The following is a 17,264-nucleotide window of genomic DNA, read 5'->3' on the forward strand; positions in this document are numbered from 1 at the left end:
GGGGACGCGGTCTTCAGCGGATGGCGTCGGCGGCGTATTCCCAGAGTCGGTCCGCTGCCCGTCGGTCGAGCGCGTGGGCGGCCACGCCACCGGGCTCCTCCTCGTCGCCGTGGACGACCCGAGCCTCCTGGTTGTCCTCGAAGTACCGGCCGGTCACACCCTTCAACAGCGGTGACGCGGCCAGCAGCACGGAGGTCGCTGCTCCCTGGGCGGGAGTCTTGTAGTGCGGCAGCGGGGTGAGGTTTCCCTCGTCGTCCATCACTCCGAACGCGCGCATGGTGTCGTCGTCGAGATGACGCTGGAGATTGGTGAGGATGTAGCCCGGGTTGAGCGCGTTGACTGTGATCCCGTCGTCCACCCAGCGGCGGGCAGCCACGGTGAACAGGACCTCGGCGGACTTGGACTGCCCATAGGCCGCCCAGGGCTCGTACGGGCGCTGCGTGAAGTGAGGGTCGTCGAAGTCGAAGGGCACCTTGCGATGTGCGCCGGAACTGACGACGACGATCCGAGCCGATCCCGCTGCGCGCAACGGGGCGCGCAGTGCGGTGGCAAGGGCGAAGTGCCCGAGGAAGTTGGTGGCGAGCTGCATCTCCCAGCCGCGAGTGGTGATGGTTCGCTTGGGCAGGGCCATGATCCCGGCGTTGGCGACGAGGATGTCGAGCGGTCCTCCCCATGCCCGCGCGAAGGAGTCGACCGACGCCAGATCCGACAGGTCGAGTGCCTCGGCCCGCACCGGGCCGGCACCGGAAACGGCGGAGAGCTCGCGGATGAGCGGCTCTGCGGACGCCGGCCGACGAGTGGCGATCGTGACCTCTGCGCCGGCGGCGGCCAGGGCCCGGACGGTCTCGGTACCGATGCCGGAGGCGCCGCCGGTGACCACGGCGCGACGGCCGGTGAGATCCACACCGTCGATCACCTCGGCGGCGGTGGCGGAGGAGTCGAAGGGGGTGGTCAGACGGGGGTCGGCGTTCACCAGGGTGCCTTTCCAAAGTGGGATCGCTGTCACAAATCCTGACCTTAGGACTACAACCCTGGACGCCCTATGATTGATCGTCCCCAATGCTTTAGTCATCGTCCGATGGAGGTGCCGCTCGTGGATCCTCTGGAGGATGTGCTGGCCCTGCTGGAAACACGCAGCCACCTGTCCACGAGTCTGGTGGCGGGCGGGCAGTGGGCCGTGCGGTTCGACGCCCCGTCCGGAGTGAAGTTCAACGCCGTACGACGCGGTGGCTGCGTGCTCGAGGTCGACGGTGTCGGGGAGACGATCGCTCTGGCGGCGGGTGACTGCTATCTCCTCACCCGCCCGCGCGCCTTCACTCTCAGCAGCGGCCCGGAAGCTGCTCCGATCAGTGCGCGGGCCATCTTCGCCCAGGTCGAAGGCGGTGTCGCACGAGTCGGTGACGGCGACGAGGTGCTGCTCATCGGCGGCCGCTTCTCCTTCGGCGCCCGAGCGCACGAACTGTTGCTCGACACTCTGCCGCCGGTCATTCATTTGCCTGCCGGAACCAGCCAGGCGGAGGCCGTGGAATGGGCGCTCGCCGCGATCGACCGGGAGTTGCTGCACAGACCGCCGGCCTCGACGCTGATGGCGGAACATCTCGCCGTCGTCATGCTGATCCATGTGCTGCGTCTCCACCTCGCGCGCGAGCCGCTGGCGGTGTCCGGGTGGCTGGCCGGTCTTGCCGATCCCGCGGTGGCCGCCGCCCTGCGCGCCATGCACGAGGCCCCGGCGTATTCCTGGACGGTGGCTGAACTGGCGCGCCTCGGGGCGGTGTCCCGATCGACTCTCGCCGCACGCTTCAAGGACACGGTCGGTCAGGGACCCCTCGAATACCTGACGCGATGGCGCATCGAACTTGCGTCCCGGCATCTGCGGGACGGTACCGAGACGGTGGCATCCATCGCCCGGTCTGTGGGCTATGGATCCGAGAGCGCGTTGAGCGTCGCTTTCAAGCGGGTCATGGGAATGTCGCCCCGTGACTACCGCAGGCAGCCAGGCTGATCTGCTCGCCCAAGGCGTTCGGGGATGCTCTGCTCGACCCAGACGGTCTTGCCGTCATCGGTGTAACGCGTGCCCCACCGTTCGGAGCACCGGGCGACGAGGAGCAGCCCCCGGCCGCCCTCGTCGGTGGTACGGGCGTGCCGCAACCGTGGGGAGGTGCTGCTGCCGTCGGAGACCTCGCAGGTCAGTACGTGGCCCCGGACGAGTCGCAGCCGCACCGGCGGCTTGGCGTAGCGGATGGCGTTGGTGACGAGCTCACTGGCGATGAGTTCGGTGGTGAACGTCGCATCGTCCATGTCCCAGTCCGTGAGCTGCCGGGTGACGAGCGAGCGGGCCTTTGAGACCACCGACGGATCGCTCGGCAGGTCCCATGTCACGACCCGCTCCGGACCCAGCGTGTGCGTGCGGGCGACCTTGATGGCGGCGTCTTCCCGGGGCGGGTTCGGAATCAGCGCTTCGGTCACCATGCTGCAAGCCTGGCGCACGGAGCCGGAGAACCCGGCCAGGAGGCCGGCCAGCCGCTCGCGGCCCCGGTCGTCGGGTTGCTCCTGGAAGAGGCCAGGGGTGTACAGGACGAGCATCGAGTCCTCCGGAAGGTCGATGTCGACCTTCTCGAACGGCTCGCCGGTGCAGGAGAGGGCGGCACCGGCCGGGGGCTCCAGGATCACGGTCGTGCCGTCAGGGCGCACGATCACGGGCCCGGGGTGACCCGCACTGGAGAGGGAGCAGCGCCGTGCCATGGGGTCGTAGATCAGGTAGAGGCAGGTCGCGCCGGCCTCGTCTCCCTCGGCGGACTTCCGGGCCTCCTCCATCAGCCATGGTGGGCCGTCCTCCTTCGTCGGCCCGTTGTGCCCGTTGGTTCCGTTGAGCCGGCGCACCAGGTCGTCGAGCCGGGCGAGCAGTTCATCCGGTTCCAGGTCCAGGTCCGACAGTGTGTGCACCGCTGCGCGGAGCCGCCCTGCGGCCGCGGCGGTCTGCACACCGTGGCCAGGCACACGGCCGGCGACGAGGGCCACCCGGGCACCGGAGAGCGGCACGGCGTCGACCCAGTCGCCGCCGGAGCCCGCATGCACGTACTCGTGCGCCACTTCGAGAGCATGGTCAGGCGGGAGTCCGCCCGGACGCAGGGCGTGCCGCAGTGCGGTCAGGGAATGGCGCTCACGCAGGTATCGACGGGCGTTGTCCAGGCAGGCGGCCGTGCGCAGGGCGAGTTCTCCGGCCAGGGTCAGATCGTCACGTTCGAAAGCCCTGCGCTCCCCCCAGCGACAGAACGTGGCGAGGCCGAGAGCCCGGTCCTGGGCGACCAGCGGCACGAGCATCAGCGAGTGGACCTTGTCCCTTGGTGCCCGCAAGCTGCGCAACGCCCGCTGTCCGACGGAACTCAGCGGATCGACCATACGCGGCCCGAGGTCGGCGAGGGCTTCGGCAGCGGCCACCGGCGGCAGGGCGCCGTCCTCGTCACAGGCCGTCCAGGGCTCCGCGTCGTCCCGGGACCTGCATGCCGCCCGACGCAGTACGGTGTCGCGTTCCACGGGACCGGGTTCGAGATCCCCTCCCGCCAGTACCGGCTCCACCACCTCCACGGCCATGCTGTCGGCCAACCCCGGCACGGACACGTCCGCCAGGCCCCGAACGGTGTCGAGCACATCGAGGGTGGACCCGATCCGCGTGCCGGCCTGCGCGAGCACCTTCAGCCGCTCCTGCGCCAGGTGGCGGTCGGTGACGTCGACAGTGGCGTCGGCGACGCCCAGGAGCCGGCCTTGAGCGTCCTCCAGGGGGAAGAGCGAGGCCGAATAGACATGTTCACGCTCGGGATCGCCCGGGGGACACAAGCGCTTCTCGACGCCGATCACCGGCTGCCGCGTGGCGAGCACCTTTTCCATCGCGCGCTCCACCGACTCCGTGGCGAAGCCCGGCCACACCTCCGAGGGGCGTCTGCCGACGGTTTCCTCGACGGAGGACCCCTGCATGCCCTCGCCCGCGGGGTTGAACCGGATGAGCCGCAGCTGGGGATCGAGGAGGAACAGCCCCACGGGAGAGACAGTGAAGAGTGTCTCCAGCAGGGCCTGGTCGAGTGCGGCCGTCGGGCTTCCCTTCTCGGCAGGGGCAAGCGTCACCGCCCACCCCATGCCGGCCGCAGCCTCTCCCTCGGGACGGACGGCCATGATGCACGGCAAGAAGGCACCGTCCCGACGTCGCAGTGGAACCGCGATGTCGTCCATGGCGGCGAGCGAGGGCCCGATGGCTTCGGCATCGATGGCGTCGGCACCGGTCAGCAGGTCCACTACGGGGCGGCCCAGCACCGCAGCCGCCGGGTATCCCAGCAGCCCTTCGGCTGCCGGGCTCCACCCGACCACGATGCCCTGCTGGTCAATGACCATGTCGGCCGGCTGCTCCGCCGAGATGCCGTCGTGGGGGCCGCTGCGGTTGGCGGCATGAGGTGCACCCATGATCATCAGCTCTCACTTGCCTCAGAGCGCGGTACGCCCCTCAGTGTCCTCCAGGACCGGCGTTCGCGACATCCGAGCCGGTTGCTGGTCATGAGCGGCGGCGATGCCGGAACCGGCGGCCCCGTTCCACCTGCCGGTACCCCGCCTGCGAGGGATCCCCGAGCCGCCCTGTTTCCCTCAGCGACTGTCACGCGATCTGTTCCCCGTCGGGGTAGTCGGTGGACTTCGACAGCTCGCTCCAAGCGGCCGTCTCCGCGTCGAAGGCGGCGCGGGCGTCGGCGACCAGGCGGAGCGCGTCGCTGCCGAGGATGAGGTGGGTCGGCGGGTTCTCGGCATCGACGACCGTGAGCAGGGCACGGCCGGCCATGGCGGGATCGCCGAGCTGCTGACCGCTCATGTCCATGCGGCGTTCGCGGATCGGGGCGAAGATCGGTTCGTAGTCGGCGATGGTGCTCTCGACCCGGTCCATGGAGCGACCCGCCCAGTCGGTGCGGAAGGAGCCGGGTTCGATCGCCGTGACATGGATGCCGAGCGGCGCGACCTCCTGGGCGAGCGTGGCGGCTATGCCCTCCACGGCGAACTTGGAGCCGTGATAGGCGGCCAGGCCGGGGAAGGCGCGCAGACCGCCCATGGAGGTGACGAACAGGATGTGCCCGGCACGGCGCTCGCGCATGCGGGGCAGGACGGCCTGGGTGACCGCGATGACGCCGAAGACGTTGACGTCGAACTGGCGGCGGAAGGTGTCGAGCGGGGTCTCCTCGAAAGTGCCCTCGACGCCGTACCCGGCATTGTTGACGAGCACGTCGACGGGGCCTACTTCGCTCTCGATGGCCGCGATGGTCGGCGCGACGGCATCGGTGTCGGTGACATCGAGCATGCGGGCGTGGGCGCGGTCCGGGGCGAGTTGCTCGAAGGCGGCGATCTGGTCCGGTTTGCGGACGGTGCCGACGACGGCGTGGCCGGCCTCGAGGGCGGCGGTGGCGAAGGCGCGTCCGAGGCCGCTGCTGACGCCGGTGATGAGGAACGTGCGGGGCATGTGTCTCTCCATTGGAGTCGTGGGGTCTCAGGCGAGGGAGCGCATCAGCCCGTCGAGCGCGGTGCGCGCGAGCTTCTCGGCCCGCTCGTCCGTGAGGTCGTAGTGGCCGGTGAGCCTGCGGAAGACGAGCGGCCCGAAGAGGATGTCGATGACGTCGTCGATGTCGGTGCCGGGTGAGGCGTCACCGCGGTCCACCGCGCGTTGCCACAGCGTCGCGATGGCCTCCCGACGCCCGGTGAGGAAGTATTCGCGGAAGTAGGGCGCCGCGGCCGGGTCGTCGACGCAGGCGGCGAGAAGCTGCGCGAAGACCTCCCCGCGTTGGCTGGCGTAGAACCCGGAGACGCGACGGACCTGCTCGATGAGGTCCTCCCGGCTGTTGCCGGTGTCCGGCAGGGGCAGTTCTCCGGCCATCATCAGACCGAACGCCTTGGCGGCCACCGCGGTGCGGGACGGCCAGTGTTTGTAGATGGTGGCCTTGCTCACCCCGGAGCGCTGCGCGATGGCGTCGACGGTCGCCGCCGGCAGTCCCCCTGCGTCGAGCAGTTCCTGGGTGGCGGCGAGTACTTGAGCATGGACGCGGTCGCTGCGGGGCCCGGTGGGGTGGGAGAGGATGCCTTCCTCGCCCGCGGCGGGCTCATCGCTCTCACGCCGCAACATCGTCGCGGTCCGTAGCAGGCGCAACCGTCGGCCAGATGCCGTGTTTCCCGCACACCGAGTCCAGTTGGGCGTTCCTGGAGGCAGGCAGGGTGTCACCTGCCCCAGGGGAACCGTCTGTGACGGAATGCGGGTTGCCGGAGGCAGCGACCACTTGGTGTCCGGCGCCCAGTGTCTTCTCGGCGCCGGTGATGGACGACACGCTGAAGGTCCCTTCCACAGTGATGAAGACGGTGGTTCGACGGTCTCAGACCGCGGCGGCGAGCGCCTCGAAGTCCTGGTCGGACAACTGGACGGTCGCGGCCGCGATGTTGTCCTCCAAGTGCGCGACCGTCGAGGTGCCGGGGATCGGCAGCATGACGGGCGAACGCTTGAGCAGCCAGGCGAGGGCGAGCCGGCTGGGGGTGTGCCCGGTGCGCTGGGCGATCTCCGCGAGGGGGCCGCCGTGCGCCGCCAGGGCGCCGGTCGCCAGCGGGTACCACGGGATGAACCCGATGCCGTTGGCTGTCGAGTAGTCGAGCAGTTCCTCCGCCGAGCGGTTGGCCACGTTGTACAGGTTCTGCACCGTCGCGATCGGCGCCACCTTCTGCGCGGCCTCGACGTCGGGGACGCTGACCTCGGACAGGCCGATGTGGCGGACCTTGCCCTCGTCCTGCAGCTTCTTCAGCTCGCCGACCTGGTCCTCGAGCGGCACCGCATGGTCGATGCGGTGCAACTGGAACAGGTCGATGCGCTCGACCCCCAGATGCCGCAGGCTCAACTCGGCCTGCTGGCGCAGGTACTCGGGACGGCCGACCGGGGTCCACAGGTCCGGGCCCTGCCGGGTCAGTCCCGCCTTCGTGGCGATGACGAGGTCGTCCCTGTACGGGTGCAGCGCCTTCTTGATGAGCTGCTCGGCCACGAACGGTCCATAGCTGTCGGCCGTGTCGATGAAGTTCACGCCCAGCTCGACGGCGCGGCGCAGCACACGCACCGCCTCGTCCGGGTCCCTCGGCGGACCCCACACACCCTTGCCGGTGAGGCGCATGGAGCCGAACCCCAGGCGGTTCACCGTCAGGTCGGCGCCGATCGTGAAAGTTCCCGACGCCGCGGCGGTCAATGCAGTCATGTACTTGCTCCGCTAACTGAACTGAACGACTAGTTTAGTTCGTCTCCAGATCCCCGTGTCGTCAATGGCTCTGATCGCGCAGTCGGCGATCACCTGGGTCGCCGGTCGACCCTTCAGGCACCATCGAGAAGCCGCTCCACCAACCGATCCCAGTCGGTCTCGTCCAGCTCCGTTCCGGGCGGCACAAGGTCGAAGGTGCTCAGCAGCCAGGCTTCGAGCTTGGACAGGTTCACTTCGAACAGCGCCGTCATGCCTCGCGACTCGAGCCGCATGTACATCACGGCGCGGCCCTGGGCATGGGCGGGCCACAGTCTCACGTCTCCTATGCCGGTGTGCCCCTGCGTGCCCTCGTAAAGCAGGTCACGGGAGATGACCCACGTCACTGGAGGACCTTCTGGAGGCCGTAGACAGACGTCTACCGTCAGCGGATCACCCGAGTCGTAGTGGAACGCAGCCCGCATCGGGACACGGATCGACGACCACAGGATCCGGTGGATACGCATCGGCAGCGAGCTGATGTGATCCACAGCCGGTTGGCCGGCCGCGATCTCTGGTTGTTTTTCGGGCATGACGCCCCTCCTTTCCTGATGCGGCGGCACTACCGCAGCCATGGCGTGGCACCCGCCCAGCAGAGACGTTTCCTCAGGGCGGTGTGCAGCGCCCGGTGCAGGTGGGTCATGTGACAGATGCCTGTGTGGGCTGCTGACGCATGGCACGACCGAAGCCGACCGCTGCGTCATGGTCATGGTGAATGGGTGCGCGGGTGCTGGTCAGTGGGAGACCTGAGCCGCCGTAGCGATCGGCGACGAACTCGGCAACGATCGAAAGAGCCGTCTCCTCAGGTGTGCGCGCACCGAGGTCGAGGCCGATCGGTGAGCGCAACCGTGCCAGTTCGCGCTCTGTCACACCTGCTTCACGCAGGCGCCGTGTGCGGTCTTCGTGGGTGCGTCGGGAACCCATGGCACCGACATAAGCCACCGGCAGCTTGAGCGCCCGTTGCAAGAGCGGTACATCGAACTTGGCATCGTGCGTGAGCACGCACAGTACTGTTCGGTTGTCGATCTCGGTGGCGTCCAAGTAGCGGTGAGGCCAATCGACCACCACTTCGTCCGCTTCTGGGAAGCGTGCCGCAGTAGCGAACACCGACCGGGCGTCGCAGACGGAGACGTGGTAGCCGAGGAATTTACCGAGCCGTACCAGAGCTGCCGTGAAGTCGATCGCGCCGAAGACGATCAGACGAGGCGCTGGGACGCTCGATTCGACCAGGAGCGTCAGCGGGCGACCGCAACAGAACCCCTCCTCGCCGATCGCCACTGTTCCGGTGCGCCCCAAGTCCAGCATCGCTCGAGCCGCGGCCGCTGCGGCGCGGTTCAGCTGGGGCCGGTCGCCGAGCGTACCCTCGTACGACCCATCGGGATGGACCATGAGCCCGAGCCCGAGGAGTTCGGCCGGCCCATCGGCGATACGAGCCAGTGCGACCGTCTTGCGTGAGCGTCCGGCCGACAACGCAGCGGCGACCACGTCCCGGCCCGTATCACCGACACGGACCGGCGTGACCAGGATGTCGATGACACCGCCACAGGTCAGGCCGACGGCGAAGGCGTCTTCGTCGCTGTATCCGAACCGCTGCAGGATGGTCCCACCGTCTTCGAGCGCTTGCTGACACAGCTCGTAGACCGCGCCTTCCACACAGCCGCCGGAGACCGAGCCGATGGCCGTTCCCTCGTCGTTCACGGCCAGTGCGGCGCCAGGTGCACGGGGCGCGCTCCCCGTCACCGCGACAACCGTCGCGACGGCGAAGTCACGTCCCTGCTCGACCCACCGGTGCAGTTCTCCAGCGATATCAAGCATGTCTCTCCTTTGCCGTGGAGGCCGACCGGCCGCAAGCCGCACAGCCCTCCAGTCGCCCCGCGCGGAGCCTCAGTTGCCCAGTGACGTCCGCAGGACGTCGATGGCCAGAGTGATGGCGGCCTCCGCCGCGTGGGTCTCACGCAGGGCGTCGAGCATCACGAAGTCGTGGATGATGCCTTGGCAGCGGACCGCGGTGACCGGGACGCTGGCTTGGCGCAGCTTGTTGGCGTATGCCTCGCCCTCGTCCCGGAGGACGTCGGCCTCGGCGGTGATGACCAGGGCCGGGGGCAGGCCGGCCAGCTGTTCGGTGGTGGCGCGCAGCGGGGAGGCGGTGATCTCGGGGCGCTGCTTTTCGTCGGTCGTGTACTGGTTCCCAGAACCACTGCATCCAGTCCCGGCGCAGGAAGTACCCCTCGGCGAACCGGTGATAGGAGTCGGTGTCGAAGTCGGCGTCGGTGACGGGGTAGAAGAGGACCTGTTGAACCAGAGCAACGTCACCGCGTTCCTTGGTCATCAGGGCCAGCGCCGTGCTCATGTTGCCGCCCACCGAGTCGCCGGCCACGGCGATGCGGGTGGCGTCAAGGCCCTTGCCGGCACCGTCCGTGACGACCCAGCGGGCGACCGTGTAGTTCTGTTCGATCGCGACGGGATAGCGGGCCTCGGGCGAGAGGTCGTACTCGGGGAAGACGACCGCGGCCTGCGCACCGACGGCCAGTTCGCGCACGAGGCTGTCGTGGGTGTGGGCGTTGCCGAAGACCGAGCCCGCGCCGTGGATATAGACGATCACGGGCAGCTGCCCGGTCACTCCGGCCGGCCGGACGATGCGGGTGCTGACCTGGCCGGTGGGTCCGCCGGGCGCGGTCACCCACTCCTCGTCGACCGGCGGCTTGGCGATCGGGCCGGATTGCACCTCGTCGACGACCTTACGGCCCTCCACGGGGCCGAGGTCGAACAAGTACAGCGGGTTCGCAGTGGCCTCGGCGAAGGCCTGTGCCGCCGGTTCCAGAACCGGTGCGGCCGGGATGTACTGCTCGGACATGTCTGCCTTCCTTGGTCTGGTGTGCGCACAGCCGCCGTTGAGTCCGAGCGGCGACCGTCGACGGAGCGTCGGTGACGACCTCTGTGCTCACCGAGACGTCCTCAGGACGTCAGAACAACTGCTCGATGGTGATGGGCAGGGAATGGATTCGACGTCCGGTGGCGTGGAAGACGGCGTTGCCGATGGCCGCTGCCAGACCAACCAGGCCGATCTCGCCGACTCCCTTGGTTCCGACCGCGGTTGCTCGGTCGGGGCCGCCGACGAACAGCACGTCCATGTCGGGGATGTCGGCGTTCACCGGCATCAGGTAGTCCCCGAAGGTCGCGTTGGCGATGCGTCCGGTGACCTTGTCGGTGGCCGTCTCCTCGAACATGGCCTGGCTGATGCCGCCTACCGTGCCGCCGACGATCTGACTGGTCGCGGTCTTCTCGTTGAGGATGCGTCCCCCGTCGATGGCGGAGACCACCCGTGCCACCCGCAGCAGGCCCAGTTCCGGATCGACGCGCACTTCGACGAACTTCGCGCCGAACGCCCCCGCGACGGCCATCCCCAGCTCCTTGCTGCGAGGCGGTGTGCTTCTGCCGTCGGCGCTGAGTTCCTCCAAGCGGTGACGGGCCAGGATGTCGACGTAGGACTCTCCCTGCGTCGGGTCCCCGACGCGGTGGATGCGCCCGTCGGTTACTGTCACGTCATCGACGGCGGCTCCGCGCAGAGGGGATTCCGCGTCTTCCCGCACCACGTCGAGGAATTCCCGCACCAGGCGCCGGCAGGCTGCGTGGACGGCGTTGCCCAGGGCCCCGGTCAGACCCGATCCGCCGGCCTGGGGTGAGTAGGGCATGTCGGAGTCGCCGAGGTCGAAACGCACCCGCGTGACATCGAGCCCCAAAAGCTCCGCCGCCAGCTGGGTCATGACCGTGTAAGTGCCGGTTCCGATGTCGGTGGCGGCGCTGCGCAGATACGCCGAACCGTCGCGGCGCACGGAAGCGCGAGCCTGGCACGGTACCTGGTAGAAGGGGTAGGAGACCCCGGCCAGGCCGTAGCCGACGAGCCAGCGGCCGTCACGCATGGAGCCCGGCAGCGGGGTACGCCGCGACCAGCCGAAGCGGTCGGCACCTTCGAGGTAGCACTCCCGCAGTGCCTTGCTCGACCAGGGAAGGTCGAGGAGCGGGTGGGTCTCCGCGTAGTTGCGCAGTCGGAACTCGAGGGGATCCATGCCCAGGGCGTGGGCGACTTCGTCGATCACGGACTCGAGAGCGAAGTTGCCCTGGCCCTCGGCCGGCGCGCGCATCGAGCCCGGGCAGGGGATGTTGAGGCGGGCCTGCCGGTCGCGGGTCAGGACGTTGGGGCAGGCGTAGGAGACGGCGGAGCCGTAGGAGACCGGCTCGTAGTCGTCGTCCTCCATCGCGACGGACGAGATGCCGTGGTGCTCGATGGCGACGAGGCTTCCGTCGCCCGTTGCGCCGATCTTGATCTGCTGGACGCTGTTGGGCCGGTGCCCCACGGACGTGAACATCTCGGGCCGGGTCAGGACCAGCTTGACCGGACGATTGACCTCGCGTGCCGCCAGGACGGTGAGGATCACGTGCGGCCACATCCTGAGGCCGGCGCCGAAGCCGCCCCCGACGAACGGGGCCAGGACTCGGACACCGCTCTCGGGGATCTTGAAGACCGTCGCGAGCGAGGTACGTACGTTGTGTGGCCACTGCGTGGAGTCGTGCACCGTGAGCGACGGACCGTGCCAGTACGCGACCGTGGCCATCAGCCCGAGCGGGTTGTTGGTGTTGTCGGGGGTGGTGTAGGTCCCCTCCACAACCACGTCCGCCTGGGCGAACCCGGCCGCGACGTCACCGCGCTCGGTGTCCATTCCCCAGGGGTTGTCGAGAATTTCGGCACGGGGGTCGTCCATGTCGAGGATCGCTTCGGCCGGCTCATACTCGACGCGTACCAGCCGTGCGGCGTGCCGGGCCTGCTCGGCGCTCTCGGCCACCACGATCGCGACATGCTGGCCGTAGTGCAGGATGCGGTCGTCCTGTAGCGGAGCGGGTGGCGATCCGCCCAGCAGCGTCATCGGTCCGCGTTCCAGTTTCGGCGCGTTCAGATGCGTGATGACGCTCAGTACACCCGGTGCGGCCAGGGCATCGGTGACATCGATAGCGCGGATGCGCCCCGCGGCGATGGTGCTGCCGACCAGGGCGGCGTGGGCCATACCCGGGAAGGAGAAGTCGTTGGGATACTGAGCCGCTCCGGTCACCTTCAGCGGGGCGTCCACGCGGTCGATGCCCGCACCGACGGTCTTGCCGGTCTCGAGAGTCGTCATGACAGCGCTCCTGCAACGGTCTCCAGAGTGCGTACGAGCGTGCGCTTGGCCAGCTCCACCTTGAAGGCGGTGCCAGGCAGTGGCCTGGCCTCTTGGAGGGCCGCCTCCGCCGCGCTGCGGAAGGAGTCGGAGGTCGCGCGTGCCCCCTGCAGGATGTCCTCGGCGTCCCAGGCGCGCCAGGGAATGGTGCCCACCCCGCCCAGCGCCACGCGTGCCTCCTGGATGAGGCCGTCTTCGATCACGAGAGCGACCCCTGCCGAGGCGAGAGCGAACTCGTAGGAGACGCGATCACGGACCTTGAGGTAGTGAGACCGAGCCCCGTCGGGAAGCAGCGGGATCTCGACCGCGGTGATCAGCTCACCGTGCCGCAGGACGTTCTCGATATGGGGCGTGTCGCCCGGCGGCAGATAGAACTCGGTCAGAGGAATCGACCGAGAACCCTCCGCGCCCAGGACATGGACGATCGCGTCCAGTGCCTTCAGCGGTACCGCGACATCCGACGCGTGCAGGGCGATGCAGTGGTCACTGGTGCCGAGGATGGCGTGCATCCGCTGGATTCCCGTGATGGCGGCGCATCCCGAGCCGGGGTCGCGCTTGTTGCAGGCGGTGACGGTGGGGTCTCTGAAGTAGCGGCACCGGGCCCGCTGCAGCAGGTTGCCGCCGATGGTGGCCATGTTGCGCAGTTGGGTCGAGGCGCCCAGCAGAAGGGCTTCGCGTACGAAGGGCAGCCGCTCGCTGACGACAGGATCAGCGGCCAGCTCCTCCATCGTCGTGAGCGCGCCGACCCGGATGGCCGAGGCGGTGTGCGTGATGCCGCCGAGCGGGAGGCGGGTGATGTCGACGAGCCTGTCGGGGTGAAGAACCCCGTCCTTCATGAGGTCCAGCTGCGTGGTGCCGCCGGCGAGGAACGAGGCGTGCGGATCAGCCGTGACCACGGCCACTGCCTGGCCTGCGTCGGTGGCCCGGGCGTATTCGAAGGGGTGCATTGTCAACCTTCCGCTGTCACTTCGCGAATCGCCGCGCGGATATTCGGGTAGGCGCCGCAGCGGCAGATGTTGCCGCTCATGAACTCGCGGATGTCCTCCTCCGAGTTCGCACGTCCCTCCGCGATGAGGCAGACCGCGGACATGATCTGCCCCGGCGTGCAGTAACCGCACTGGAACGCGTCATGCCGGGCGAAGGCCGCCTGCATGGGGTGCAACTCGCCGTCGACCGAAAGGGCTTCCACGGTGGTGATCTCACGCCCTTCGTACTGGGCGGCCAGCGCGAGACACGACACCACGCGTCTGCCGTCGACCATCACCGTGCAGGCCCCACATGCGCCCTGGTCACAGCCCTTCTTCGCCCCGGTTAGACCCAAGTGATCACGCAGCGCGTCAAGGAGCGTGACCCGCGCGTCGACCTGGAGCCGGTGGAGCGTGCCGTTGACATTCAGGGTGACATCGACCTGGGGCACTGCCGGCGGTGACTGGGCGGCCGGGCGTGCATCGGTTTCCAGATGCTTCATGGTGCCTCAATTCTGATCTTCGCCTTGGGATTCCTGCTGGACAGGGAGATTATGAACTTCCGTATCTGCAGTCAGACTCTCGAAGGTATTCGCAACTTGCCACTCGCGATGTACTGGGCGGGCATTGTTGCTGAGGGGAAGATATTGCTGGGTCCCCACGGAAGAAGACGCGTTTCGTCATTCTCTTCCTCGGCACGCAAGAAATCCAATGGTCCGCAGCGGCTCAGAGATTGTCTCGCGCTGAAGATTTACGAGAGGAGAAAGACCCACTGCGGGGTGCCCGTGACGGAACGCAATCGAGAGCATCTGCAATGTGACGACGGAATATGGGCGTCGTCGATTGCCCAGAGCGCTGTCCGGTGCGGATACGGGTGCGGCAGGAGTGCGTACGGCATGTATGACAGGGTCCTGTCGCCTGCCGGGCACTCGCATCCGTAGGACCCCTAGTGTGAAGTCCCGGGTGTTGGGTGCAACAGTCCCGTCGGACCAGCGGACGCCTGGTGCGGTAGCCGGTCAAGGGATGCGTTCAGTTGGTTGCGCGAAGTGATGCCCAGCTTGGCGAACACCTTGCGAAGGTGGTGCTCGACGGTGCGGGGGCTGACGTACAGGCGGCCGGCGATCTCCCTGTTCGTCAGGCCGGTGCGGGCGAGCCTCGCGACATGCATTTCCTGGGGGGTGAGCTGGTCGGTGGTTTCGACAACACGTCTACGGGCGGTCTCGCCGGTTGCAAGCAGCTCGCGTGCTGCCCGGTCCGAGAAGCCGTCCAGGCCCATGGCCGTGAACAACTCGTAGGCGGTGCGTAGTTGGTCACGCGCCTCGAGTCGGCGCCGCTCGCGGCGTAGCCATTCGCCGTAGACCAGGTGGGATCGTGCGAGGTCGACGCGCATGCGCGTCTGCCGAAGCCGGGCGATCGCCTCACGGTAGAGCCTGTCGGCTTCCTCGCCTTCGCTGAGCAGGGCTCGCGATCGGGCCTCGATCCCGCGAGCCCAGTCGGTCGTACTCGCTTGAGTTGTCCGCAGGAGCTGCTCAAGCCCCCGGGTCGCCAGTTCGCCGTCACCGCCGCGGACTGCCGCCTCGACCAGTTCGGCCGGCCACCAATGTGCTCCGGCGCCCGGCGCCGGATGGTCCGCAGCGGCGAGCTGGGCGGCGTCCCGTGCTTCCTCGTACCGGCCAAGGCCGTTGTAGAGCACTGCTCTCACCCAATGGTTGACCGTCAGGCTGGCCCCCTCACCACGGGACATCGCCTGGCTCGCAATGGCATCCGCCAGTTGTTCGGCCTCGGCTTGCCGCCCCTGCCACGCCGCGACCGCAAGGGCGCCACCGTAGGTGAGATGGATACCGGTCGCGGTGGCGATCGTCCGTACCTCCTCGTGCAGCGACGCCGCCTCGGCCAGTTCGCCCTCGAAAACGTGCACCATGATGCGCGTGCTGAGCGCCATCGGCAACAACGCAAGCGCGCCGGTGTCACGGGCAAGACGAACGTAGCGGTCCGCCAGTTCGTGACAGGCCCTGTCGTCCCAGAGGCCCACGGCGACGATGTATGCGAGCAACAGCCAGCGGAGCTCCTCCCCGACGGAGATGCTCTCGCTCATGAAGACGGCCAGGGCTCGCCGCATGGCCGGTGCCGCGGTCCCTGCGTCCTCTGTCAGATGCAGGGCCAACGCGTCGAGGAGGAGGTCGGCGGCTCGGGGAGTTCCGGGAGCAGGCGGTGCCGCACGGGTGGCGGCCGCGACCTCCGGAAGGCTGCCGCCCTCGGCCAGGGAAAGGGCGAACATCGCAGCGGACAGTGCCTGGAGGTAGGTCTCGCGTGCCAGTGTCGTATCGAGCGGTTCCAGCTGGCGGGCGGCCTTGAGCAGCATGGGCGGGGCGAGGTTGCCCCGATTGGTGGTGAAGGCGATCTGTGCACGCAGGAGCTCCAGATGAGCCAGCCGCAGGTCGTCCAGGGGCCCGGCCTGCGCCATCGCCAACATCGCCAGTGCGGCGTCGGGCGCCCCGGCGAGGTTCTTGGCGTGCGCGGCGGCCAATGCGCGCTCTGCCCGGCGTCGGGGGTCGGGTGTGAGCGTGGCCGCTCGTTCCAAGAACGCGGCCGCTGCGGCGATACCGCCGCGCGCCTGTGCGCGTCCGGCTCCTTGCTCGAGCTCCGCGGCGACCTGTTCATCCGGGTCGACGGTTGCGTGCGCACGGTGCCAGGCGCGTCGGCTCGGCTCGGCCTGGACATCGGTCGCCTCGGCCAGTGCCCGGTGGACGTTCCTGCGATCCTCGGGCGAGGCTGCCCTGTATACCGCCGAACGCACGAGAGGATGCCGGAATCGCACCCGGTCGCCGAATTCGATCATGTCGCCGGCGGCGAGGGCGGCTTCGACGGTGACACTCTTTTCGAGCCGTGCGGCAGCACGCCACAGCAGAGCAGGATCGCCCAGTGGTTCGGCGGCTGCAAGCAGCAGCAACTGTTGCGTGTCGGCGGGCATGCGCATCAGCCGAGCACGGAAGCTGTCCTCGATGCGGCCCGAAAGTGTCTGGGTGGTCGGCGCTCCGAAACCGCCGGCCAGTTCGGCATGGGGCAACTCGCGCGGCAGCTCGAGCAGCGCCAGTGGGTTGCCATGGGCCTCCGAAACGATGCGGTCACGTACCTGTTCGTCCAATGGGCCGGGAACCACCGAGCGCAGCAGCGTCTGTGCGTCTGCGTCGTTCAGTCCGGTGATGTCCATGGCCGGCAGGCCTGCCAGCTCATCGCCCTCGCAGGAATCGCGCACCGCGAACACACACGCCACCGACTCGGCGGACAGTCGACGCGCGACGAAGGCGAGCACCTGCGCCGAGGCACGGTCCAGCCACTGAGCATCGTCGATCACGCACACCACCGGACGATCAGCGGCTGCCGCCGCGAGCAGGTTGAGCACGGCCAGACCCACGAGAAAGCGGTCCGGCGCCGCGCCGGCACGAACCCCGAACGCTGTGTCGAGCGCGCTGCGCTGTGGTTTCGGCAGGCCGTTCAGCAGGTTCAGCATCGGCGTGCAGAGTTGATGGACCGCCGCGAACGCAAGCTCCATCTCCGATTGCACGCCCGTGACGGACAGAACACGGCAGTCGGAAGCCCTCTCGACCAGGTGCCCCAGTACCGCCGACTTGCCCACGCCCGCCTCACCGCGTACGACGAGCGATCGGCTTTCTCCGGCGCGGACCGCTGCGAGCAGCCGGTCGAGCGCATCGCACTCAGCCTGGCGACCCAGCAGCACAAAGGGAACTGGACCGAGGTCAACCCTTGACTTGTCAGCCATCCGGAAACCCTTCCACTTCGCA

At 68.4% G+C, this 17,264-nt stretch carries 12 protein-coding genes and 1 pseudogene; 1 reads left to right on the forward strand and 12 read right to left on the reverse strand.

Annotated elements, in window-relative coordinates; translation table 11 throughout:
- Positions 1–13: 13 nt before the first annotated feature.
- Positions 14–973 carry an SDR family NAD(P)-dependent oxidoreductase gene (locus N8I84_RS17820; protein ID WP_263230460.1) on the reverse strand — a complete coding sequence of 320 codons (960 nt, stop codon included), beginning with the start codon at positions 971–973 and terminating at the stop codon, positions 14–16.
- 120 nt (positions 974–1,093) lie between these two features.
- On the opposite strand from N8I84_RS17820, the gene N8I84_RS17825 reads away from it, so the two are divergent.
- On the forward strand, positions 1,094–2,002 hold the full coding sequence (locus N8I84_RS17825; protein WP_263230461.1) for an AraC family transcriptional regulator: 909 nt from the start codon (positions 1,094–1,096) through the stop codon (positions 2,000–2,002).
- On the opposite strand, the gene N8I84_RS17830 is transcribed toward N8I84_RS17825, so the two are convergent.
- From N8I84_RS17830 to N8I84_RS17880, 11 genes and pseudogenes are all read right to left on the reverse strand, one after another.
- Positions 1,981–4,452 carry a SpoIIE family protein phosphatase gene (locus N8I84_RS17830; protein WP_263230462.1) on the reverse strand — a complete coding sequence of 824 codons (2,472 nt, stop codon included), beginning with the start codon at positions 4,450–4,452 and terminating at the stop codon, positions 1,981–1,983. The genes N8I84_RS17825 and N8I84_RS17830 overlap by 22 nt on opposite strands.
- Positions 4,453–4,639: 187 nt before the next feature.
- Positions 4,640–5,488 carry an oxidoreductase gene (locus N8I84_RS17835; protein WP_390898910.1) on the reverse strand — a complete coding sequence of 283 codons (849 nt, stop codon included), beginning with the start codon at positions 5,486–5,488 and terminating at the stop codon, positions 4,640–4,642.
- 27 nt (positions 5,489–5,515) lie between these two features.
- On the reverse strand, positions 5,516–6,145 hold the full coding sequence (locus N8I84_RS17840; protein WP_263230464.1) for a TetR/AcrR family transcriptional regulator: 630 nt from the start codon (positions 6,143–6,145) through the stop codon (positions 5,516–5,518).
- Positions 6,146–6,389: 244 nt separating this feature from the next.
- A complete protein-coding gene (locus N8I84_RS17845) occupies positions 6,390–7,250 on the reverse strand; it encodes an aldo/keto reductase (RefSeq protein WP_263230465.1) in 861 nt (286 codons plus the stop codon).
- 113 nt (positions 7,251–7,363) lie between these two features.
- The gene (locus tag N8I84_RS17850; RefSeq protein ID WP_263230466.1) at positions 7,364–7,819 is read right to left on the reverse strand and encodes an SsgA family sporulation/cell division regulator; all 456 of its coding nucleotides are present in this window, start codon (positions 7,817–7,819) and stop codon (positions 7,364–7,366) included.
- A 106-nt stretch (positions 7,820–7,925) separates the two neighbouring features.
- Positions 7,926–9,101: an XdhC family protein gene (locus N8I84_RS17855; RefSeq protein ID WP_263230467.1), complete on the reverse strand. Its 1,176-nt coding sequence runs from the start codon at positions 9,099–9,101 to the stop codon at positions 7,926–7,928.
- Positions 9,102–9,317: 216 nt separating this feature from the next.
- Positions 9,318–10,140 (reverse strand): annotated as a pseudogene (locus N8I84_RS17860) (alpha/beta hydrolase); the annotation flags it as partial.
- Positions 10,141–10,249: 109 nt separating this feature from the next.
- Entirely contained in the window at positions 10,250–12,457 is a 2,208-nt protein-coding gene (locus N8I84_RS17865; RefSeq protein ID WP_263230468.1) for a xanthine dehydrogenase family protein molybdopterin-binding subunit, read from the reverse strand.
- Positions 12,454–13,443 carry an FAD binding domain-containing protein gene (locus tag N8I84_RS17870; protein WP_263230469.1) on the reverse strand — a complete coding sequence of 330 codons (990 nt, stop codon included), beginning with the start codon at positions 13,441–13,443 and terminating at the stop codon, positions 12,454–12,456. The genes N8I84_RS17865 and N8I84_RS17870 overlap by 4 nt, the downstream gene beginning before the upstream one ends.
- Positions 13,444–13,445: 2 nt before the next feature.
- Positions 13,446–13,964: a (2Fe-2S)-binding protein gene (locus N8I84_RS17875; RefSeq protein WP_263230470.1), complete on the reverse strand. Its 519-nt coding sequence runs from the start codon at positions 13,962–13,964 to the stop codon at positions 13,446–13,448.
- A 443-nt stretch (positions 13,965–14,407) separates the two neighbouring features.
- A complete protein-coding gene (locus N8I84_RS17880; protein ID WP_263230471.1) occupies positions 14,408–17,242 on the reverse strand; it encodes an AAA family ATPase in 2,835 nt (944 codons plus the stop codon).
- Positions 17,243–17,264: the final 22 nt, after the last annotated feature.

It is taken from the genome of Streptomyces cynarae, from assembly GCF_025642135.1.
In the GTDB taxonomy this organism is placed as follows: domain Bacteria; phylum Actinomycetota; class Actinomycetes; order Streptomycetales; family Streptomycetaceae; genus Streptomyces; species Streptomyces cynarae.

Bases quoted from the DNA above. Each gene is read 5' to 3' on its own strand.
- N8I84_RS17830 (WP_263230462.1), bottom strand. From the start codon at position 4,452: ATGGGTGCACCTCATGCCGCCAACCGCAGCGGCCCCCACGACGGCATC.
- N8I84_RS17835 (WP_390898910.1), bottom strand. From the start codon at position 5,488: ATGCCCCGCACGTTCCTCATCACCGGCGTCAGCAGCGGCCTCGGACGC.
- N8I84_RS17840 (WP_263230464.1), bottom strand. From the start codon at position 6,145: ATGTTGCGGCGTGAGAGCGATGAGCCCGCCGCGGGCGAGGAAGGCATC.
- N8I84_RS17845 (WP_263230465.1), bottom strand. From the start codon at position 7,250: ATGACTGCATTGACCGCCGCGGCGTCGGGAACTTTCACGATCGGCGCC.
- N8I84_RS17850 (WP_263230466.1), bottom strand. From the start codon at position 7,819: ATGCCCGAAAAACAACCAGAGATCGCGGCCGGCCAACCGGCTGTGGAT.
- N8I84_RS17855 (WP_263230467.1), bottom strand. From the start codon at position 9,101: ATGCTTGATATCGCTGGAGAACTGCACCGGTGGGTCGAGCAGGGACGT.
- N8I84_RS17865 (WP_263230468.1), bottom strand. From the start codon at position 12,457: ATGACGACTCTCGAGACCGGCAAGACCGTCGGTGCGGGCATCGACCGC.
- N8I84_RS17870 (WP_263230469.1), bottom strand. From the start codon at position 13,443: ATGCACCCCTTCGAATACGCCCGGGCCACCGACGCAGGCCAGGCAGTG.
- N8I84_RS17875 (WP_263230470.1), bottom strand. From the start codon at position 13,964: ATGAAGCATCTGGAAACCGATGCACGCCCGGCCGCCCAGTCACCGCCG.
- N8I84_RS17880 (WP_263230471.1), bottom strand. From the start codon at position 17,242: ATGGCTGACAAGTCAAGGGTTGACCTCGGTCCAGTTCCCTTTGTGCTG.